The organism is Stenotrophomonas sp. GW821-FHT09E08 (assembly GCF_059416125.1).
The window spans coordinates 373320-392650 of sequence record NZ_JBWKOO010000003.1 but is presented as its reverse complement, the minus strand read 5'-3'; the positions used below and the strand labels follow the sequence as shown (position 1 = coordinate 392650).

Annotated in this window: 17 protein-coding genes and 3 tRNA genes; 7 read left to right on the top strand and 13 right to left on the bottom strand. The window is 66.8% G+C overall.

Annotated elements, in window-relative coordinates:
* Positions 1 to 109: 109 nt before the first annotated feature.
* From AC07M7_RS06485 to AC07M7_RS06465, 5 genes are all read right to left on the bottom strand, one after another.
* Positions 110 to 1900, bottom strand: a complete 1791-nt coding sequence (locus tag AC07M7_RS06485) for an acyl-CoA dehydrogenase C-terminal domain-containing protein (RefSeq protein ID WP_495206979.1) — start codon at positions 1898 to 1900, stop codon at positions 110 to 112.
* A gap of 60 nt (positions 1901 to 1960) precedes the next feature.
* Positions 1961 to 2437 (bottom strand): LEA/WHy family protein, encoded by a 477-nt coding sequence (locus AC07M7_RS06480; protein ID WP_006380397.1) that lies wholly within the window; start codon positions 2435 to 2437, stop codon positions 1961 to 1963.
* Positions 2438 to 2599: 162 nt separating this feature from the next.
* Positions 2600 to 3151, bottom strand: coding sequence for a lipocalin family protein (locus tag AC07M7_RS06475; protein WP_495206978.1), 552 nt, complete (start codon positions 3149 to 3151; stop codon positions 2600 to 2602).
* 159 nt (positions 3152 to 3310) lie between these two features.
* Positions 3311 to 3386 (bottom strand) — tRNA-Phe (locus tag AC07M7_RS06470).
* A gap of 73 nt (positions 3387 to 3459) precedes the next feature.
* Positions 3460 to 3535, bottom strand: a tRNA-Phe gene (locus AC07M7_RS06465).
* Between the two features lie 335 nt (positions 3536 to 3870).
* Here AC07M7_RS06465 and curA point away from each other — a divergent pair.
* Positions 3871 to 4896 carry an NADPH-dependent curcumin/dihydrocurcumin reductase gene (gene curA, locus AC07M7_RS06460; RefSeq protein WP_495206977.1) on the top strand — a complete coding sequence of 342 codons (1026 nt, stop codon included), beginning with the start codon at positions 3871 to 3873 and terminating at the stop codon, positions 4894 to 4896.
* A 71-nt stretch (positions 4897 to 4967) separates the two neighbouring features.
* Here curA and AC07M7_RS06455 read toward each other — a convergent pair whose 3' ends face one another.
* Positions 4968 to 5810: a bifunctional transcriptional activator/DNA repair enzyme AdaA gene (locus tag AC07M7_RS06455; protein ID WP_495206976.1), complete on the bottom strand. Its 843-nt coding sequence runs from the start codon at positions 5808 to 5810 to the stop codon at positions 4968 to 4970.
* Between the two features lie 132 nt (positions 5811 to 5942).
* On the opposite strand from AC07M7_RS06455, the gene AC07M7_RS06450 reads away from it, so the two are divergent.
* Positions 5943 to 6704, top strand: a complete 762-nt coding sequence (locus tag AC07M7_RS06450) for an SDR family oxidoreductase (RefSeq protein WP_495206975.1) — start codon at positions 5943 to 5945, stop codon at positions 6702 to 6704.
* A 6-nt stretch (positions 6705 to 6710) separates the two neighbouring features.
* On the opposite strand, the gene AC07M7_RS06445 is transcribed toward AC07M7_RS06450, so the two are convergent.
* On the bottom strand, positions 6711 to 7196 hold the full coding sequence (locus AC07M7_RS06445) for a hypothetical protein (protein ID WP_495206974.1): 486 nt from the start codon (positions 7194 to 7196) through the stop codon (positions 6711 to 6713).
* A 160-nt stretch (positions 7197 to 7356) separates the two neighbouring features.
* Between AC07M7_RS06445 and AC07M7_RS06440 the strand changes: the two genes are divergently transcribed.
* The gene (locus AC07M7_RS06440) at positions 7357 to 7530 is read left to right on the top strand and encodes a hypothetical protein (protein WP_495206973.1); all 174 of its coding nucleotides are present in this window, start codon (positions 7357 to 7359) and stop codon (positions 7528 to 7530) included.
* 61 nt (positions 7531 to 7591) lie between these two features.
* On the opposite strand, the gene AC07M7_RS06435 is transcribed toward AC07M7_RS06440, so the two are convergent.
* The 4 genes from AC07M7_RS06435 to AC07M7_RS06420 all read right to left on the bottom strand — a co-directional run bounded on the left by AC07M7_RS06435 (position 7592) and on the right by AC07M7_RS06420 (position 10641).
* A tRNA-Ala gene (locus tag AC07M7_RS06435) sits at positions 7592 to 7667 on the bottom strand.
* Between the two features lie 88 nt (positions 7668 to 7755).
* On the bottom strand, positions 7756 to 8682 hold the full coding sequence (locus AC07M7_RS06430; RefSeq protein ID WP_136639753.1) for an alpha/beta hydrolase: 927 nt from the start codon (positions 8680 to 8682) through the stop codon (positions 7756 to 7758).
* On the bottom strand, positions 8672 to 9565 hold the full coding sequence (locus AC07M7_RS06425) for an alpha/beta fold hydrolase (RefSeq protein ID WP_478473758.1): 894 nt from the start codon (positions 9563 to 9565) through the stop codon (positions 8672 to 8674). The genes AC07M7_RS06430 and AC07M7_RS06425 overlap by 11 nt, the downstream gene beginning before the upstream one ends.
* Positions 9566 to 9585: 20 nt before the next feature.
* Entirely contained in the window at positions 9586 to 10641 is a 1056-nt protein-coding gene (locus AC07M7_RS06420) for a sugar phosphate isomerase/epimerase family protein (protein WP_495206972.1), read from the bottom strand.
* Between the two features lie 101 nt (positions 10642 to 10742).
* On the opposite strand from AC07M7_RS06420, the gene AC07M7_RS06415 reads away from it, so the two are divergent.
* Positions 10743 to 11324, top strand: a complete 582-nt coding sequence (locus tag AC07M7_RS06415; RefSeq protein ID WP_253078198.1) for a TetR/AcrR family transcriptional regulator — start codon at positions 10743 to 10745, stop codon at positions 11322 to 11324.
* 180 nt (positions 11325 to 11504) lie between these two features.
* Positions 11505 to 13835 (top strand): TonB-dependent receptor, encoded by a 2331-nt coding sequence (locus tag AC07M7_RS06410; protein WP_046985303.1) that lies wholly within the window; start codon positions 11505 to 11507, stop codon positions 13833 to 13835.
* A gap of 89 nt (positions 13836 to 13924) precedes the next feature.
* Here AC07M7_RS06410 and AC07M7_RS06405 read toward each other — a convergent pair whose 3' ends face one another.
* Together AC07M7_RS06405 and rnd are read right to left on the bottom strand one after the other, a co-directional pair.
* Positions 13925 to 14677 carry a hypothetical protein gene (locus tag AC07M7_RS06405; protein WP_495206971.1) on the bottom strand — a complete coding sequence of 251 codons (753 nt, stop codon included), beginning with the start codon at positions 14675 to 14677 and terminating at the stop codon, positions 13925 to 13927.
* 176 nt (positions 14678 to 14853) lie between these two features.
* Entirely contained in the window at positions 14854 to 15930 is a 1077-nt protein-coding gene (gene rnd, locus AC07M7_RS06400; protein WP_495206970.1) for a ribonuclease D, read from the bottom strand.
* Between the two features lie 84 nt (positions 15931 to 16014).
* Between rnd and AC07M7_RS06395 the strand changes: the two genes are divergently transcribed.
* Complete coding sequence (locus AC07M7_RS06395) at positions 16015 to 17901, top strand: formylglycine-generating enzyme family protein (protein ID WP_253079398.1); 1887 nt, start codon at positions 16015 to 16017, stop codon at positions 17899 to 17901.
* A gap of 88 nt (positions 17902 to 17989) precedes the next feature.
* A complete protein-coding gene (locus tag AC07M7_RS06390; RefSeq protein WP_482997771.1) occupies positions 17990 to 18886 on the top strand; it encodes a M48 family metallopeptidase in 897 nt (298 codons plus the stop codon).
* The last annotated feature ends 445 nt before the right edge of the window (positions 18887 to 19331 follow it).

Below are 19331 nucleotides of genomic sequence, written 5' to 3'. Positions count from 1 at the left end.
GCGTGTCCTGCCAGCCCATACCGTCCCGCCATCCACCGGGATGCAGCTGTTGCTGTTGCGGTTGCCGGCCAGCGGCCGGCACTACCGCGGGTGCCGGGCGCCGCCCGGCTCAGGCGCCGAAGCGTTCGTCGTCCATCGCCATCAGCGGTGCGGCGCCGGCCTGGATCGCGGCGGCGTGGCTGAGCGTGCGCGGCAGCACGCGGGTGAAGTAGAACCGTGCGGTCTCGCGCTTGCCCTGGGCGAAGGCGGCGCCATGCGCGCTGGCATCGGCGGCGGCCACGCTGCGGGCCCACCAGTAGGCCAGCACCACGTAACCCGAATAGAACAGGTAGTCGTAGCTGGCTGCGCCCAGTTCGTCCGGGTTGGCGGCCGCGCGCTGCAGCACATCCATGGTCAGCTTGCCCCATTCGGCGGCCTTGGCGCGCAGCGGGCCGATGAACTCGGCCAGCGCTTCGTTGCCCTCGTTGGCCTTGGCGAACGCCTCGATCTCGGCCAGCATCAGCTTCAGGCCGGCGCCTTGGCTGGACGCGGTCTTGCGGCCGATCAGGTCCAGCGCCTGGATGCCGGTGGTGCCTTCATACAGCGTGGTGATGCGCGCATCGCGGGCCAGCTGCTCCATGCCGTGTTCGCGGATGTAGCCGTGGCCGCCGAAGCACTGCAGGGCGTTGTAGGTGTTCTCGATGCCCCATTCGGTCTGGCAGGCCTTGGAGATCGGGGTCAGGAAGCTCACCAGGGTGTCGGCGCGCTCACGCTCGGCGGCATCGTCGGCATGGTGGGCGACGTCGATCAGGGTGGCCGCGTGCAGTGCCAGCAGGCGGCTGCCTTCGACCAGCGACTTGATGGTCAGCAGCATGCGCCGCACATCTGGGTGCACCAGGATCGGATCGGCCGGCTTGTCCGGGAATTTGGCGCCGCTGAGCGAACGCGACTGCAGGCGCTCGCGGCTGTACTTCAGTGCGTTCTGATAGGCGCGCTCGGACAGGCCGATACCCTGCAGGCCGACACCCAGGCGCGCAGTGTTCATCATGGTGAACATGGCCTGCAGGCCCTTGTGCGGCTGGCCAACCAGGTAGCCCTGTGCACCATCGAAGTTCATCACGCAGGTGACCGAACCCTTGATGCCCATCTTGTGTTCGATCGAGCCACAGCGCAGCGCGTTGCGCTCGCCGACGTCGCCATCGCGGTCGACCTTGAATTTCGGGGTGACGAACAGCGAAATGCCCTTCGCACCCGGGGGCGCATCAGGCAGCTTGGCCAGCACCAGGTGCACGATGTTGCCGGTCAGGTCGTGCTCGCCGGCAGTGATGAAGATCTTGGTGCCGGTGATCGAATAGCTGCCGTCGGCGTTCGGCTCGGCCTTGGTCTTGAGCAGGCCCAGGTCGGTGCCGCAGTGCGGTTCGGTCAGGCACATGGTGCCGGTCCAGCGGCCTTCGATCAGCGGCTTCAGGAAGGCCTCGTGCTGCCATGCTTCGCCGTGCTGCTTCAGTGCTTCGATGGCGCCGTGCGAGAGCAGCGGGAAATTGCCCCAGGCGAGATTGGCGGCATTGATCATTTCGTTGAGCGGCACGCCCAGGGTGTGCGGGAGGCCCTGTCCGCCCAGTTCCGGTGCGGCGGTCAGGCCGGTCCAGCCGCCGTCCACGAACTGGTCATAGGCCTGCTTGAAGCCGGGCGGGGTGGTCACTTCGCCGCTGGCCTGGTCGAGCACGCAGCCGATCTCATCGCCGACGCTGTTGAGCGGTGCCAGCACGGTGGCGCTGAAACGGCCGGCTTCTTCCAGCACGGCATCGACCACGTCGGCGGTGGCGTCGGTGAAGCCCAGGCGGGCGAACAGGGGTTCGACCTTGAGCACGTCGTGCAGGCCGAAACGGAGGTCGGAAAGCGGGGCGGTGTAGCTGCTCATCAGGTACGTCTCGATCAGGGACAGGGGGAGCGGCGGCAGGCGCCGCGGCGGAAAGTGGAGTCAGCGCAGCACGCCCGGCAGGCCCGGGGCCTGGTTGAGGGTGCTGCGGCTGCTGATGTCGAAGCTGCGCTGCTTCTTTTCCTGCGGCGTGGCCGCCACCGAACCCTTCAGGCCATAAGCGAGGGTGCGATTGCCAGCCAGCGCATCGGCCACCACCAGGCGTGCGGCCGAGCTGGGCACAAGGTCGACATTGATGACGTCGGCGGAGGTGCCGCCGATGGAGATGCCGGGCTTGGCCTGCAGGGTGCCGGCTTCGGTGTCGCCGACGGTCAGGGCCAGGGAGACGTCATCGAAGGTCATCGGCATCGAGCTGTAGTTCTGCAGGCGCAGGGCCACGGTCCAGTTGCCGTCGGCGCGCACGGTCAGCTGCTGCAGGCTGGCCGCCGGTTCCGAAACACGCTTGACGATGCCGTTGTTGCAGGCAACAAGGGCGAGGGTGCACAGGACGATCAAGGCGATACGGAAACGGTGGAGCATGGGCGCAGGTCCTCTGAAGGGGTGCGTTGGATAAGCATACTACGGCGTATGGTCGTTTGGATCGCCTGTGGCGACCCGTCGCAGAGGGTAGCGCGTGAAGATGGCGGCCGGGCGTGCGTGGCGCCGGATCGGTCGCGCGCAGTGCGCCGTATGCGGGGCGATTCAGTCGGCAGGCGTGTCGCGCAGGGGGGCCATCAAGCGCAGCGGCTTGAGGTCGTAGCCCATTGCTTCGGCCTTCGCTTTCAACTCTTCGAACCGGCTGCGATCCATTTCCGGCAGGCGCGAAAGGATCCACAGGTATTTCCGGTCGGGTTCACCGACCAGCGCCCACTGGTAATCCGGGTCCAGTGCCAGCACCCAGTAATCGGCCCAGACCAGGGGCACCCAGCTCAGCCAGTCGGGAACGAAGCGCACCTGCAACTGGCCGGGATGGCCGGCAACCGGGCGTGCCACGCCTTCAGCAACAACGCGCTCTCCGTCGCCGTTGCGGCAGGCATTGGTGACACTGATGCGGCCATCGCGGCGCAGCCCGTAGTTGGCGGTGATCTCGCCGACGCACTGCTTCTGGAACGACACCGGAAGATGCGCGATCTCGTGCCACTGACCGGCATAGCGATCGATGTCCAGCGTGTCGACCGCGCGCACCGGCTCGGCGGCGATCACCGGCAGGGTGGCCAGCAGCAGGCAGGCGAGCAGGGCAGGGCGAAGATGCATGGGCGGCTCCAGACAGGAGTCTGGAGCGTAGGTGGCACGGCGCGAGGTGGTGTAAATGTTTCGTCAACCAGGCGGCGCTGGCCGGGCCTGGATCCACGCCTTGCGAGGATGGCAGATCGCAGACAAAAAAAGACCTGCATTTCTGCAGGTCTCGAAAGATGGTGGCCGAAGACGGAATCGAACCGCCGACACGGGGATTTTCAATCCCCTGCTCTACCAACTGAGCTACTCGGCCAAATTGTGCGGCAACCGTGATCAAACCCGGTTTCCGGAAAAAAAAGACCCGCATTTCTGCAGGTCTTCGAAAATGGTGGCCGAAGACGGAATCGAACCGCCGACACGGGGATTTTCAATCCCCTGCTCTACCAACTGAGCTACTCGGCCACATGTTTCGTTGCAGCGAGGTCGCTGCCAAGGACGCGTATATTACGGAGGTCGGCTGCCTTCGGCAAGCGTTTTGCCAAGATTTCTTCACATTGCCGTCTGCGCGCTCGCAAGTGCTTGATCCTCCTTTGTGGGGCGGGGCGTGGCCAATCGATCATCGTCTGCGGTGGAAATCAGCAGGTCGCCGCGATCGCCAAAGCTGCAAGGGCAAGGGTTGCGCCGGACCCGCGCGGGTACGGGCAATGGAACGCTGTTTTCGTGGCCGCTGGCGCCGCCCGCAGCGGCGTAGTGTCGACGCTCCTTTCCTGATGCTGGCAACAGCAGAGTCCGTCGCCATGACCGCTTCTTCGACTACTTCCCGCATCGTGCTGGCCTCGCGTCCACAGGGCGCACCGACCGCCGGCAATTTCCGTCTGGAGCAGGCCACGCTGCCGGCGCCCGGGCCGGGCGAAGTGTTGCTGCGCAACCGCTACCTGTCATTGGACCCTTACATGCGCGGACGCATGGACGAAGGCCCGTCCTACGCCCCGCCGGTGGCGGTCGGCGCGGTGATGGAGGGTCAGACCGTGGCCGAGGTGCTGCAGTCCAACGCCGAAGGGGTAGCGGTGGGGGATCTGGTGCTGGCGCCAGGTGGCTGGCAGACCCACGCGGTGCTGCCTGCGACTGCGCTGGCACGTCGACTCGATCCCGCCGGCCTGCCATTGAGCACGGCGCTGGGCGTGTACGGCATGCCCGGATTCACTGCCTATTCCAGCCTGCATGAAATCGCCCGTTTGAAGCCGGGCGAGACGCTGGTGGTCGCCGCAGCGAGCGGCCCGGTCGGGGCGACCGTGGCCCAGCTGGCCAAGCTGCAGGGCGCACGCGTGGTCGCCATCGCCGGCGGTGAGGCCAAGCGTGCCTACCTGCAGACGCTGGGCGTGGACGTGGCGCTGGACCATCGCGCCGCTGATTTTGCGGACCAGCTGCGCGCGGCGGTGCCTGCGGGCATCGACGTCTACTTCGAGAACGTCGGCGGCCATGTACTGGATGCGGTGCTGCCACTGCTCAACGACTTCGCTCGCATTCCGGTATGCGGCACCATTGCCACCTACAACGACCGCGGCGTCGAGCAGCCCGGTCCGGACCGGCTGCCGGCACTGTTCAGCCAGATCCTGCGCCAGCGCCTGACCGTGCGCGGTTTCATCGTGTACGACTTCAACCACCTGTGGCCGGACTTCGAACGCGAGATGCCGCAGTGGCTGCGCGAAGGCCGCATCCAGTACCGCGAGGATGTGGTGGAAGGACTGGAGAATGCACCGGAGGCGTTCTTCGGGCTGTTGCAGGGGCGCAACTTCGGCAAGCTGGTGGTGAAGCTGGATTGAGGGCTTGGCGGTGTGCCGACCAAGGTCGGCACCTACCGGAAGCTGGGCGCCGACCAAGGTCGGCACCCACCTCAGGCAGTCGAGGCCTTTTCGCGGCGTAGCAGTTCGCGCTTGCGGGCCACACCCCAGGCGTAGCCGGACAGGTCGCCATCTCGACGCACTACGCGGTGGCAGGGTACGGCCACCGCCAGCGGGTTGCTTGCGCATGCGCGTGCTACGGCACGGCTCGAGCGGGGCGCGCCGATGCGCGCGGCAACATCCGCATACGACGCGGTCTGCCCACGTGGGATCTGCTGCAGCGCCTGCCACACCCGCTGCTGGAATGCGGTGCCGCGGATATCCAGCGGCAGCGTGGCGCCGCGTGAGGGATCCTCGACCAGGCCCACCACCTGCGCCACCAGTTGCTCATAGCCCTGGTCGGCGCCGACCAGTTCGGCTTGGCGGAAGCGTTGCTGCAGCGACTGCAGCAGGGTCTCCGGATCGTCGCCGAGCAGGATCGCGACCACGCCGGTCCCGCTGCTGGCCACCAGCACGCTGCCCAGTGAGCTTTCGGCAAGCGCGAAGTGGATGACTTCGCCGCGACCACCTGCGCGCCATTGCTTGGGAGTCATGCCCAGCAACTTAGGTGCGTTCTCATAGAAGCGTCCACTGGAACCGAAGCCAGCATCGTGGAAGGCGTCGGTGATGCGTTGCTGTTGTTCCAGCCCGGTGCGCAGGCGGTCGGCGCGCGGCGCGGCGGCGTACTGCTTGGGGGTCAGCCCGGTGGCCTGCTTGAACAGGCGATGCAGGCGCGTCGGGCTGCAGCCAGCGATGTCGGCCAGCTCCTGCAGCGAGGGTTCGTCGAGGCTGGTCTGCAGGTGGCGGCAGACCCGTTCTACGCGGGCATCGAGGGCGGTGGTGGCGGTACTGTCCATGGCTGGATTCTGGCACGTGCCGGTTCTGCGGAAACTCCGTTTCCTGCACCGACGGGTCAGGCCCGGAAACGGAGTGTTGGCAGGCCGAAGGCGCGGCATCGTGGCGGCCACTTCACAACCGGTACCACGACCATGCGCCTGAACAACAAGATCGCTCTCATCACCGGTGCCAGTGCCGGCATCGGTCGCGCCAGCGCGCTGCGTTTCGCCGCTGAAGGCGCAAAGCTGGTGCTCAACGCACGGCGGCCGGAGCCGCTGCAGGAACTGGCCGAGCAGATCCGCGCCGCTGGTGGCGAGGTGGTAGTGCATGCGGCGGATGTGGCTGATCCGGGCACGGCGCAGGCGCTGGTCGATCTCGCCCAGCAGTCATTCGGTGGCCTCGACATCGCCCTTAATAATGCCGGCATGCTCGGCCCGGGCGTGCCGGCCGCGGAGTTCCCGGTGGACGCCTGGCGCGAGGTGATGGCGACCAACCTGGATGCCGCCTTCCATGCTGCACGCGCGCAGTTGCCGGCGATGCTGGCGCGCGGCGGTGGCTCGACGGTGTTCGTCGGCACCTTCGTCGGGCACACCGTCGGTTTCCCAGGCATGGCGGCCTATGCGTCGAGCAAGGCCGGGCTGATCGGCCTGAGCCAGGTGATCGCCGCCGAATACGGCGCGCGCGGCGTACGCAGCAACGTGCTGCTGCCCGGCGGCACCGATACCGAAATGGGGCGGCAGGCGGCACCGACTGGCGATGCCCGCGACTTCGTGCGCTCGCTGCACGCACTCAAGCGCATGGCCGAGCCGGAGGAGATCGCCAACGCGGCGCTGTTCCTGGCCAGCGATGAAAGCAGTTTCGTCACCGGCAGCGCGATGCGCGTCGAGGGCGGCGTGTCGATCACACGCACCTGAGTGGGGTCATCGGCGTGGCAGGTAGCGGATACCGCTGCTGGCCATGAATCCCTTCGGATCAAAGCTGGCCCAGGCCTCGCCCCAGTCGAACCGGGCGTGGCCACCGGCCAGCTTGCGACCCAACGCCGCGCCCAGTGTGCGGCGCATGAAGGCGACCTCGGCGTCGATCGCCACCTGGGTCGGCCAGCCGTCTTCCAACGTCGCACCAGGCAGACTGACGCTCATCGTCACCATGTCGAGCTGTTGCCCGTGGAAGCACAGGCCGATGCCAGCGGGCGCACCGCCCAGGCTGAGCCGGTGCAGGCTCAACCAGTGATAGCCGGTGCCGACATCACGCTCCCCACTTACCAAGGCGGCAAAGGCGACGCGCGCTTCATCCAGTGAGAGGGTGGGGCAGATCAAGGCCGGTAGATTGCCGAGACGGAGGCTGCCGTCGGTCGCATCGAGGATCATCGGCACGGCGTGTGCTGCGTGCTGGACGGAAGAGGGCATGGTGCACCCGGTATGCATAGTGCGTCGGATTCTGGATGTACCTTGCCGATGGCTGCAAGCCGCGGGCTGCACATAGCGTTCGCACCGAACTGACTGGCGGCTTACCCGATGCGCTCTAGCGTGGAGGCAGCGTCGGCCCCCGCCGACGAGGGAGTTTTCGATGAGCGAGCACGATAAAGACCACGGCGACCCGAAGCAGGGCGTGCAGGAAAGCCGCCAGGACAGGAAGCAGGACGATGTGGCCAAGCAGCGGCCGGGGCAGCGCGATCAACAGGTGCGCGATACGCACTCGCGGAGCCCGCAGCGCAAGGACGGAGGCAAGGAGCCGGCCTGAACCGGGATGCAGGAAAGAAAAAACCCGCAGATCACGTGGATCTACGGGTTCTTCCGAATAGTGGTGGAGCCAAGGAGGATCGAACTCCTGACCTCGTCATTGCGAACGACGCGCTCTCCCAGCTGAGCTATGGCCCCACGGCAGGCTTTCAGTGTAGCGCTGCCTGTGGGGCTTGCCAAGCGGAGGGCAGGGCGGCGGTATTGGCCCCGCCACCGGCCCACCTGTTCAGGCCAGAGCCTGACGCAGCCGGGCGCCCGCGCGCTGTACCGCCGCGTCCGTGGAGGTGACCACCCCGTGCAGATGGATGCAGGCATGGATCATCCCGGGCAACCGCTCCAGCGTGCACGCCACGTTCGCAGACTGCAGGCGCGCCGCGTAGTGCTCGGCCTCATCACGCAGCGGGTCGTGCTCGCAGCTGAGCACGGAAGCCGGTGCCAGGCCGGACAGGTCCGTTGCGTGGGCCGGCGAGGCGAGTGCGGGCGGCGGATCCATGTCGCCCAGATAGGCCTGCCAGCAGCGCTGCATCAGTTCGGCGCTGAGGTAGTAGCCGCTGGCGTACTCGCGGTAGGAGTCGCTGCCCATGCCGGCATCCAGCGCGGGGTACAGCAGCAGCTGGTGGTGCGGCTGCGGCAGGCCGAGATCACGCAGCAGCAGGCAGCAGGCGGCAGCGAGATTGCCACCGGCACTGTCGCCCCCGATCGCCAGTCGTTGCGGGTCCAGGCCCAGGCCAGCGGCGTTGATCTGCAGCCACTGCCAGGCGTCTGCTACATCCTGCAGCGGCACCGGGAACGGATGCTCCGGGGCCAAGCGGTAGCCGACCGCCACCACGACGCAGCCGCTGGCATTGGCCAGCGCACGGCAAGGACCGTCATAGACCGCCAGCGAACACTGGAACCAGCCGCCGCCATGCGCGAACAAAAGGGCCGGTGCCGGTCCGTCGGGTAGCCCGTCCGGGGTATACAGGCGCACTTCCAGCGGCTGTCCGTCACGTGCGGCCACGCTGTGCTCGATCACGTGTGCGACCGGTTGCGGTGCACCCTGCAGTTGCGGCAGTGCGGTCTCGCTGATCGCACGCAGTTCGCGCAGGTCCTCGGGCAGCGGATGGGCCGCGACTGCATCGACGAACTGCTGCAGTGCGGGTTCAAGCGGCATGACGCGCCTCCTGCAGGAACGGCAGCAGCTGTTCCAGGAACGCCTGCGGTGCTTCCTCCATGATGAAGTGGCCACAGCCCGGTACGATGCTGCCGCGCAGGTCATCGGCGTGTGGTTGCAGGGTCAGCATCGGTGCATCGGCGGTGGCATGCTCCGCGCCGATCGCCAGCACCGGCATTGCGAGCCGGCGCTGCGCACGCAGCTTGTTCTGGCGGATCGTTTCCGGAATCGCGCGGTACCATGCGAAGCCGGCGCGCAGTGCACCGGGCCGACTGTAGGCGGCAATGTAGGTATCGGCGGCAACAGCATCACGGCGGTACGACCAGCGGTCGAACATGAATTCCAGATAGGCGCGCTCGCGTCCGGTGATCAGTGCTTCCGGCAGGTCGGCCACCTGGTTGAACATGAAGTGCCAGAGGAAGATGTTGTCGGCCGGCGCAGCGAAGATGCCCGGCTCCGGCGCCAGCCCGGGGATGACTGCTTCGGTGACGGCCAGCTGCTGCACGGCCTGCGGCTGGTCGCTGGCCAATGCATAGGCGATCCACATGCCGATGTCATGGCCGACCACCTGATAGCGCTCGTGGCCCAGTGCCTGCATGGTCTGGTGCAGTACCGCGGCGGCGCTGCCGGTGTCGTAGCCGTGCGCAGGGCGATCGGATTCGCCGATACCGGGCGGGTCGACCGCGATGGCCTCGAAACCGGCGGCTGCCAGTGCATGCAGCACATGGCGCCAGGCATACCAGGTCTGCGGCCAGCCAGGGATCAGCAGCACGGGCTGGCCGCTGCCTGCCGACACGCAATGCACGCGCTGGCCGTCGATACGCAGGTAGTGATGGCGCAGGGCATCGTCGCCGGCAGTGCCAGCGGAAGAAAGGGTGTTCATGGGGGTTGCTCCGTTGGGGCTCAGGCGATACCGAGCATCTGCTGCATCTGTGCGGTGCTGATCGGTGCACCAGCGAAATCGTCGAAGATCTTGTCGGTGACCGGAATGATGTGGTCACGGATGAAAGCGGCACCTTCGCGTGCACCGGCCTCCTGGTCCTTCAGGCAGCACTCCCATTCCAACGTTGCCCAGCCCTGGTAATCGTACTGGGCCAGCTTGGAGAAGATCGACTTGAAGTCGACCTGGCCATCGCCCAGCGAGCGGAAGCGGCCCGCCCGCTCGGTCCAGTCGGCGTAACCGCCGTAGATGCCCTGGCGGCCGCTGGGGCGGAATTCCGCGTCCTTGACATGGAACATGCGGATCAGTGGGTGGTAGATGTCCAGGTACTGCAGGTAGTCCAGCTGCTGCAGCACGAAGTGGCTGGGATCGAACAGGATGCGGCAGCGCTCGTGCTGGCCGACGCGCTCGAAGAAGCGCTCGAAGCTGGTGCCATCGTGCAGGTCTTCGCTGGGATGGATCTCGTAGCAGAGGTTGATGCCGTTGTCCTCGCAGGTATCGAGGATCGGCCGCCAGCGTCGTGCCAGTTCATCGAAGGCCGCGTCGATCAGGCCTGGCGGACGCTGCGGGAACGGGAACAGGTAAGGCCACGCGAACGAACCGGAGAAGGTGCCCATGTCCTGCAGGCCCAAGCGGCGCGACGCGCGGGCGGCCAGGTGCAGCTGCTGCTGCGCCCATTCGCTGCGAGCCTTCGGGTTGCCGCGCAGTGCTGCGGGGGCGAAGCCGTCGCAGAGTTCATCGTAGGCCGGATGCACGGCCACCAGCTGGCCGAGGATGTGGGTGGTCAGCTCGCTGACCTGCAGGCCGTGCTCGGCCAGCGTGCCACGAATGTCGTCGCAGTAGTCCTGGCTGTCGGCGGCGGTGGCCAGGTCGAACAGGCGTGCATCCCAGGCCGGAATCTGCAGCGCCTTGAAGCCGTGGCCGGCCGCCCACGCGGCAATGCTGGCAAGCGAGTTAAACGGGGCCTGGTCGCCGGCGAACTGCGCCAGGTGCAGGCTGGGGCCCTTGAGGGTCTGCATGTGTTGCTCCAATTGTTTGTCGATCAACAAATAATAGGCGCGGCCATCGATGCGGTCAACACCCGCGTTACACTGCGCGCCTCAGAACGGCAGGCAGGCAGATGGCAGGGCGACCGCGCGAATTCGACAGGGACCAGGCATTGCGCAAGGCAATGCTGCTGTTCTGGCAGCACGGCTATGAAGGCACCTCGATGTCGGCACTGGTCGAAGCACTGGGCATTGCATCGGCGCGCATCTATGCCGCGTTCGGCAGCAAGGAGCAGTTGTTCCGCGAAGCCGTTGCGCTGTACGAGGAAGGCGAAGGCGGCTTCGCGCCGCGCGCGCTGGAGCAGGCCACGCTGCGCGAGGCGATCGGGTCGATGCTGCGTGACGCGGTGCTGACCTACACCCGGCGCGGGCGCCCGCATGGTTGCCTGGTGGTGTCCTCGGCCAGCAGCGTGTCGCCTGATGGCGAGGGCGTTCGGGACTGGCTGGCCAGCCATCGTCGCCAGCGCACGGCGGCGATCATCGCGCGCCTGCAGCAGGCGCAGGCCGAAGGGCAGCTGGCCGACGATGTGGCGGTGCAGGCGTTGGGCGATCACTTCGCCACCGTGCTGCACGGCATTTCGGTGCAGGCCCGTGACGGCATCAGCCGCGAGCGACTGCTGGCGATGGTCGATGTGGCGTTGACCCCGCTGCCCTGAGTCAAGCCTCCAGGGCGTGCGGAATGCCCGGTGACTGTGCCGAAACCGCTTGTTTCGCCGTGTTTGGGCGCCGCGCAACGAAATCGTAACAATTTGGGGGATAATGGCGGCTTGCGCAGTTCTCCTCCTTTTTGCCGCCCGGCCCGCGCAGGCCGCACGGACGCCTCCTCAGAGCATTCCATGCCCTCCCATACCGATTCCCGCCGCCTGTCGGGTATGTCGTCTTCCTTCGTTTCCTTCCGCCGCCACCCGCTGGCGCTGGCCTGTGCCGGTGTGGCCCTGGCTGCCAGCTTCGGCGCCTCGGCGCAGGACAGTGCGCCGACCCCGACCGGGCTGGACACCATCACCGTGACCGCCGAACACCGTGAGCAGAACCTGCAGGAAGTGCCGGTCTCGGTCGGCGTGGTGCAGGGCGAGCGCATGCGCGACTTCACCGCTGGGGGTGACGACACCCTGCTGGCGCTGTCCGGCCGCGTTCCGAGCCTGTATGCGGAAACCACCACCGGCCGCATCTTCCCGCGCTTCTACATCCGTGGCCTGGGCAACATCGACTTCTACCTGGGTGCCTCGCAGCCGGTGTCGATCATCCAGGACGATGTAGTCCTCGAGCATGTAGTGCTGAAGTCCAACCCGGTCTATGACGTGGACCAGGTGGAAGTGCTGCGCGGCCCGCAGGGCTCGCTGTTCGGCCGCAACACCACCGCCGGCATCATCAAGTTCGACACCCTGAAGCCGACCCAGGAGTACAGCGGCCGCGTCAGCGCCAGCTACGCGACCTACAACAGCGTGTCGATCGACGGCGGCTTCGGTGGCCCGATCAACGACATCGCCTCGTTCCGCGTGTCGGCCCTGTACCAGCACCGCGACGACTACGTCGACAATACCTACAAGGGCCCGAGTGCGGACGGCACGGTCAGCCCGAAGAAGAACGCCATGGGCGGTTTCGATGACCGCAACGTGCGCGCACAGCTGCTGCTGACCCCGAGCGACCAGTTCTCGATCCTGGCCTCGGCCCACGCCCGTGACTACGAAGGCACCTCGACCCTGTTCCTGCGCGGTGCGCTGACCAAGGGCTCGAACAAGACCGACGTGCCGCGTGACCAGGTGGCCTACGACGAAGCCGGCAACAACCCGCAGGCCTACAAGACCTACGGCGGCTCGGTGAAGGCACGCTACGATTTCGGCGCGATCGACTTCACCTCGATCACCGCCTACGAGACCACCTCCGGCTATAGCCGCGGTGACACCGACGGCGGCGCTGCGGTGAACTTCCCGGTCAATGGCGTACCGAACGGTTACGGCCAGTCGATGGGCCGCATCCGTGATCTGGACCAGTGGACCCAGGAATTCCGCCTGGCCAGCCATGACGACAGCGCCCTGCAGTGGCAGGCCGGTGCGTTCTACTTCAATGGCAGCGACACCACCGATTTCTACCAGCGCGCCTGGTTCCTCAACGGTGCTGCGCGCAACCCGAACAACTGGGTGCGCCTGCGCAACAAGAACACCTCGTGGGCCGGTTTCGGCCAGCTCAGCTACGCGTTCACCGACAAGTTCACCGTCACCGCCGGCCTGCGCCAGACCAAGGACGAGAAGCACACGCGCCTGCTGAAGACCGCTGACACTGCCGCCGGCGTGGTTACCTACAAGGGCCGCACCGACGTCAAGATGTCCGACACCACCCCGAGCTGGGATCTGAGCGCGATGTATCAGATCACCCCGGACGTGAGCGTCTACGCCAAGGTTGCGCGTGGCTTCCGCGGTCCGACCATCCAGGGCCGTTCGGCGGTGTTCAATGCCGACTTCACCACCGCCGATTCCGAGACCATCCTGTCCTGGGAAGCGGGCGTGAAGAGCAGCCTGTGGGACAACCGCCTGCGCCTGAACGCCACCGCGTTCACCTACACCGTCAACGACATCCAGCTCAACGGCAACGATTCGGACGGCAACGGCGTGCTGTTCAACGCCGACAAGGCCAAGGCCTACGGCTTCGAAGCGGACATGGAGCTGCGCCCGATCCCGAACCTGACCCTGAGCGCCGGCCTGAGCCTGCTGCACAGCGAGATCAAGGACAAGCGCGTGTACGCGCAGGTCTGCGGCCTCAACGGCCAGGTGGTCTGCACCGTCGGCGACCCGACCATCAAGGTCGGTGCCAACACCTTCGCGCAGATCGATGGCAACCCGCTGCCGAACGCGCCGAAGTACAACGTCAACCTGGCCGCCCGCTACGACTTCCCGGTCAGCGACGCAGGCACCATGTTCGTTTCCACCGACTGGAACAAGCAGGGTTACACCAGCTTCGTGCTGTACGACAGCAAGGAATTCAACTCCAAGGGTGACTTCGAGGGTGGCCTGAAGATCGGCTACTCGGGCAACTACGGTGCCTACGAAGTGGCGCTGTTCGCGCGCAACATCACCAACGAGAAGAACCTCAAGGGTGTGATCGAGAACTACATGGCCGCGGTCTACAACGAACCGCGCACCGTGGGCGTTTCGCTGAACATGAACTGGTAATGCGCTGTCGCGATGGCGGGCACTGTCCCGCCATCGCATCGACGGAATGCAAAGGGCGGCCCGGTGATCCGGGCCGCCCTTTTCGTTGCTCAATCGGAATCGGCCCCATCATCCCCGGGTGTCCCGCCATGGACCCGATAGCCGGATGCACGCAGATGCTCCGGCCAGGGTGGCGTGGCCATTTCTTCCAATGCCATCGACAAGCGCGAGGCAAGATGCAGGGGCGCCGACTCCAGCCAGTCAAGGTAGGCATCGCTGCGGATGATGGCGCGAAGTGCGGCGGCGTCATGCCATTGCGATGCCGGCAGCAGGGTGAAGCCGGTTACCTCGAACAGGCGCTGGCGTTGGCGGGCATCCATGCGCAGCGGGAACGCGAGCAGCAGGTCCGGCTGGTAGGCCAGTGTGGTGTGGCCGTAGCGCCACGCGGTGACTTCGGCGCGATCGATGCCGGGTACAGCACCTTCCAGTGCCAGTCCACCGCCGGCTTCGAAGTAGCCATGCATCAGGGCATGCGGATGCAGCGCAGGCACGAGCGTGTCCTGCTCGCTGGCATCGGCATCCTGTTCGATCAGTGCGGCCGACAGTGCCAGGTAGTGGACCGAGCGGGAAAGATCCAGCCCGCTGGCCAGTACGGTGTAGGCATTGAGCAGGCTGCTGCGATCGATGCAGGGGTTCTGCGGGGCATCGTCGGCGACCTGTTGTGCCAGCGCGATGTAGCGCTCCGCGCCGTGCGGATCCTTGAACAACACGCGATAACGCTGTGGATCGCGCAGCACCTCAATTGCGGCTTGCAGATCGCCCCGCGAAAGGGCTTCGCTGATGGACTCTGGCGTCTGTGCCACTGCAACTCCGGATGTGGGTGGGCAGGAAGGCGCTGCAATGCTGCTGGACGCCAGCATCAGCAGCGAGGCTGTCATCCATCGTGATGTGCCGGATTGGAGCCACGCAGGCATGCAGCAACGTCCTTGTCGATCATCGGCAGGGCCGCCCTGCCGGGCGACCAATGCGGTCGGTTTTCTTATGCGGGCAGCAGTGCCTGCAGCCGCGATTCCAGTTCCTGCTGGCGCCAGCCGGCCAGTGCGGCCGGCCATTGGCGACGTTCCAGATAGCTTTCGAGGTGCTTGCGCGAGGCGAGGATGCCATCGGGCAGGCCCAGCTCTCGGCTGCGTTCGGCCACCGCATCCTGCAGCTTTTTCAGCGCCTGCTTGTTGCTGTCGTTGGCCGGCAACGCCAGCGGCGCTTCGGCTTCGTCGGCCAGCGGAGTGTCCAGCGCCTGCCACACGGCAGCGGCGAGCTTGCGCGGTGCCTTGGGGAACTGCTCGAACAGCTTGGCCAACGCGTCGGCGTCGGCTGGTGGCGTACGCGCCAGGGTCGCCGCCAGTTCGTTGTCCAGGATCCAGCTGCGCGGGCGGTCGCTGCTGCGTGCCTGCACATCGCGCCAGCGCAGCAGGCGCAGCAGGCGGTGCTGCGCGGCGGCATCAAGGAACTGCGCCGAGCGCATCGACAGGTGCGGCCAGCGGTCCTCGTCATTGGCGACGCTGGCCAGCAGGCGCTCGCCGTCGTCATGCAGCCACTGCTGGCGGCCGAGCGCCTGCAGCTTGGCATCGATGGCGACATGCATCGCGAACAGATGCTCGACGTCGTCGGCGGCGTACTGCAGCTGCGACTCCGACAGCGGCCGGCGCATCCAGTCAGAGCGGGTCTCGCCCTTGGCCAATGCCACGCCGGTGATCTCAGCCACCAGCTTCTGGTAGCCCATGCCGCCGCCGATGCCGGCCAGTGACGCGCCGATCTGGGTGTCGAACAGCGGTCGTGGCAGCACGCCACAGGCCCACTTGAAGGCGACCAGGTCTTCGCTGGCGCTGTGCATCACCTTGATGATTGATTCGTCGGCCAGCCACGGTGCCAGCGCCTCGGTCATGCCGGGAATCAGCGGGTCGATCAGCAGGATGTCCTGGCCGACCGCCATCTGCACCAGCGCCAGCTGCGGCCAGAAGGTGCGTTCACGAATGAATTCGGTGTCCAGGCCGATGCGGGAGGGGCGCTGCTGGAAGTACGCATCCAGCTCGGTGGGGGTGGTGATCCAGGTTGCCACGGGTCAGGGCCTACTACTCGGGTTTGCTCAGGGAGGGGAGAATAGCCTAACGTCGGTCCGCGTCCGTGCTGAAGGAGATCCCGCTTGCGTTTTCCGCTGTCGTCCGTGCTGTGCACCGCCCTGGCCGTGGCCCTGGCCGGTTGCACGCCGTCGCCCCCCGCGACGGCGGACCGGACGACTGCTGATGAAGCGCGTCCGGCCGCGGACAAGGGCGCTGATGACAACCCGCAGGTGGCCCGGGGCAGTGTGACCATCGCCGGCGAGGATGCCGCCGAGGACGTGCAGCAGTGGACGCCGCCAAGGGTGGACCGGCAGGGCCGCAGCCTGGCCCAGTTGCGCCGTGCCGCAACGCAGGCGTACGCCGATGGCCGCCTGTACGAGGACGCCGACGCGGCCATCCCGCTGTGGCTGGCGGTCCAGGAAGAAGACCCGGATGACCGCCAGGCGCGACTGGGCCTGCAGCGCGCGCGCCAGCGCCTGCAGCAGCAGGCCGATGCGCTGCTGGTACGCCCGCTGAAACAGCGCGAAGCACTGGCCGAGGCCAGCCGCCAGGCACTGGTGCTGCTGACCCTGGCGCCCAAGGACGAGACCGTGCGGGCGCTGCAGGGCCGGGTGGAGAACGCGCAGCGGGTGGTGGCCTACAACCGTGCCGGCGAAGAGGACCTGCGCGCCGACCGGATTGGCGAGGACGGCGACGGTGCGATCGGCAATTTCCGCGAGGCGCTGGCGCTGGATGAACACAACAGCCGGGCGCGCCAGGGCCTGGCAGCGGCTGAGAGCGGGCTGATCCGGCGTGCAGAAGAGGCCGCGCGCGCGCGTGATTTCGCCAGCGCCGGCAGCTGGTTGGCCGAGGCCAGCAAGGTGCGGGACTCGTCGCCGACCATTGCCGATGCATTCGAGCGCATCGAGCAGATCCGGGCGACCGTATTGCTGCAGCTGCGTGACGACGGCCTGCGTGACCTGACCACGCCACAGGGTCTGAAGCCGGCGCGTGAGAAGCTGGGCGAAGCCCTGCGCATCGCCCTGCCGGGTGACCCGGTGGTAGCCCAGCTGCGCGAGCGTATCGACCTGGCCACGCACTACGGCAGCTTCCGACCGGGCCAGGTGTTCAGCGATGCGATGCGTGACGGCGGCCGCGGTCCGCAGATGGTGGTGGTCCCGCATGGGGGCTTCCAGATGGGCGCAGGCGATGCGGAGCCGGGCGCCTCTGATTCCGAACGGCCCTCGCATTACGTGCGTTTCGATCGTGGCTTCGCGATGGCGATCACCGAGGTCACGGTTGGCGATTTCGAGCGCTACGTGAAGGCGACCAACGCGCGGCCACGTGCGAGCCGTCGCGGACATTCGGTGGTCTATGACGAGCGCAGCGGCAATTTCATCCGCCGCAGCGGCGTGGATTGGCGTTCGGATTACGACGGCGCCCGCGCGCTGGGCAATGCCCCGGTGATGCATGTCAGCGTGCGCGACGCCGAGAACTATGCGGCCTGGTTGTCCGAGCAGACCGGTCGCAGCTACCGGTTGCCCAGTGAGGCTGAGTTCGAGTACGCGCTGCGTGGCGGCAGCAGTGGCCGCTATCCGTGGGGTGACGCCGGCATACCGCCGCCTGGCAGTGGCAACTTCACCGGCAGCAAGGATGTGTCGCCCTCGGGGCGGCACTGGCACAACGCCTTCGTCGGTTATGGCGATGGCTGGTGGGGGCCGGCACCGGTGGCCAGCTTCCGGGCCAATGCGTTCGGCCTGCACGACATGGGTGGCAACCTCAGCGAATGGGTGGCCGATTGCTGGCATGCCAGCTACCGGCGTGCGCCCTCCGATGGCGCGGCCTGGTTCAACCCGGGCTGCCGGGCCCGGGTGATCCGTGGCGGCAACTGGGCCAACGCGCCCGAGCAGACCCGCGCCGCCTGGCGGCAGTCACAGGATTCAGACACCACCAACGCGCGCATCGGCTTCCGCCTGGTGCGCGGCATCTGACCGGCGTCCGGCTTCACCCGCTACGGGCATCGGCGCACTAAGATTGCGCCGTACCCGCCGGCCGGCGGGGCTGCTGGAAGATCTCCCGATGAGCAACGATCCCTTCTCCCGCTCGCAGCAGGGCCCGCAGCGGCGCGGCCTGTTCGGCAACATCCGTTGGTGGGTGCTGCTGCTGGCCGCCGGTTACGCCGCGTTCTACTGGTTCTCCAACCGCACGATCGATCCCTACACCGGCGAGAAGGTGATGATCGACAGCAGCCTGGATGCGCGCCAGGAGACTGCACTGGGGCTGCAGGCCTACCAGCAGATCCTGTCGCAGGAACGGCCGATGGACCCGAATGCGCCGATCGCACGCGACGTGCGCGACATCGCCCAGCGACTGATCGCCAAGGTGGACGTGGTTGAGACCGCACTGGCGCAGGAGCACGGTGTGCAGCCGGCGCATTTCGCGCGTGATTTCCAGTGGGAAGTGAACGTGATCCCGTCCGAGCAGGCCAATGCGTTCTGCCTGCCGGGCGGCAAGATGGCGGTGTACACCGGCCTGGTGCCGGTGGCGCGCACCCGCGATGCGATGGCGGTGGTGATGGGCCATGAAATCGCCCATGCGCTGCTACGCCATGGTGCACAGCGCATGGCCCAGCAGAAGCTGACCCAGATCGGGCAGGTGGCTGGCGCAGCCAGCGGCATGGACGCGCAGCAGCAACAGATGATGATGTCGGCGATGGGCTACGGTTACTTGTTGCCGTATGCGCGCAGCCACGAGACCCAGGCTGACGAAGTGGGGCTGATGCTGGCGGCGGCGGCGTGCTTCGATCCACGCGAGGCGGTGCCGCTGTGGCAGCGCATGGGCCAGGCCAGCGGTGGTCAGGCACCACCGGAATTCTCCTCGACCCATCCCAACCCGGGTACCCGCATCCAGAACCTGCAGGCGCTGATGCCCAAGGCGCTCGAGTACCGGCAGAAGTTCTGCGAGCAGGCAAAGTAGGGGGTTGTTCGGCAGGGCTGCGCCCTGCACCTGCTACAAGCCAGAGCAACAGCAACAGCAACAGCAACAGCGTGCATTCCGCGGGATGGCGGGGTGGGTCCGGTTGCGGGAGACGCCGTAAACCCGTCCATGGGGGCTTGGCCGCGGCATCCATGCCGCGGACACTCCCGCAACCGGACCCACCCCGCCTTCGACAGATTTCTGCTGCTGTTGGTAGGTGTCGACCTTGGTCGACACGGTAGATCCACGCCATGCGTGGATGCCTGTCGATCTCAACTCGAAATATTCGATTTCGATGGAGATTCATCCACGCGTGGCGTGGATCTACCGACCGTCACCGGGAAACTGTCGAGGGTGGGGTGGTGTGGCTGTGCAGGACCGTTGGCGCCATGGATGGCGCCATCGAGCCCCCATGGATGGGTTTACGGCGTGTCCTGCACAGCCA

Bases quoted from the DNA above. Each gene is read 5' to 3' on its own strand.
- AC07M7_RS06410 (WP_046985303.1), top strand. From the start codon at position 11,505: ATGCCCTCCCATACCGATTCCCGCCGCCTGTCGGGTATGTCGTCTTCC.
- AC07M7_RS06390 (WP_482997771.1), top strand. From the start codon at position 17,990: ATGAGCAACGATCCCTTCTCCCGCTCGCAGCAGGGCCCGCAGCGGCGC.
- AC07M7_RS06450 (WP_495206975.1), top strand. From the start codon at position 5,943: ATGCGCCTGAACAACAAGATCGCTCTCATCACCGGTGCCAGTGCCGGC.
- curA (WP_495206977.1), top strand. From the start codon at position 3,871: ATGACCGCTTCTTCGACTACTTCCCGCATCGTGCTGGCCTCGCGTCCA.
- AC07M7_RS06485 (WP_495206979.1), bottom strand. From the start codon at position 1,900: ATGAGCAGCTACACCGCCCCGCTTTCCGACCTCCGTTTCGGCCTGCAC.
- AC07M7_RS06425 (WP_478473758.1), bottom strand. From the start codon at position 9,565: ATGAACACCCTTTCTTCCGCTGGCACTGCCGGCGACGATGCCCTGCGC.
- AC07M7_RS06480 (WP_006380397.1), bottom strand. From the start codon at position 2,437: ATGCTCCACCGTTTCCGTATCGCCTTGATCGTCCTGTGCACCCTCGCC.
- AC07M7_RS06430 (WP_136639753.1), bottom strand. From the start codon at position 8,682: ATGCCGCTTGAACCCGCACTGCAGCAGTTCGTCGATGCAGTCGCGGCC.
- AC07M7_RS06415 (WP_253078198.1), top strand. From the start codon at position 10,743: ATGGCAGGGCGACCGCGCGAATTCGACAGGGACCAGGCATTGCGCAAG.
- AC07M7_RS06475 (WP_495206978.1), bottom strand. From the start codon at position 3,151: ATGCATCTTCGCCCTGCCCTGCTCGCCTGCCTGCTGCTGGCCACCCTG.
- AC07M7_RS06445 (WP_495206974.1), bottom strand. From the start codon at position 7,196: ATGCCCTCTTCCGTCCAGCACGCAGCACACGCCGTGCCGATGATCCTC.
- AC07M7_RS06455 (WP_495206976.1), bottom strand. From the start codon at position 5,810: ATGGACAGTACCGCCACCACCGCCCTCGATGCCCGCGTAGAACGGGTC.
- AC07M7_RS06420 (WP_495206972.1), bottom strand. From the start codon at position 10,641: ATGCAGACCCTCAAGGGCCCCAGCCTGCACCTGGCGCAGTTCGCCGGC.
- AC07M7_RS06440 (WP_495206973.1), top strand. From the start codon at position 7,357: ATGAGCGAGCACGATAAAGACCACGGCGACCCGAAGCAGGGCGTGCAG.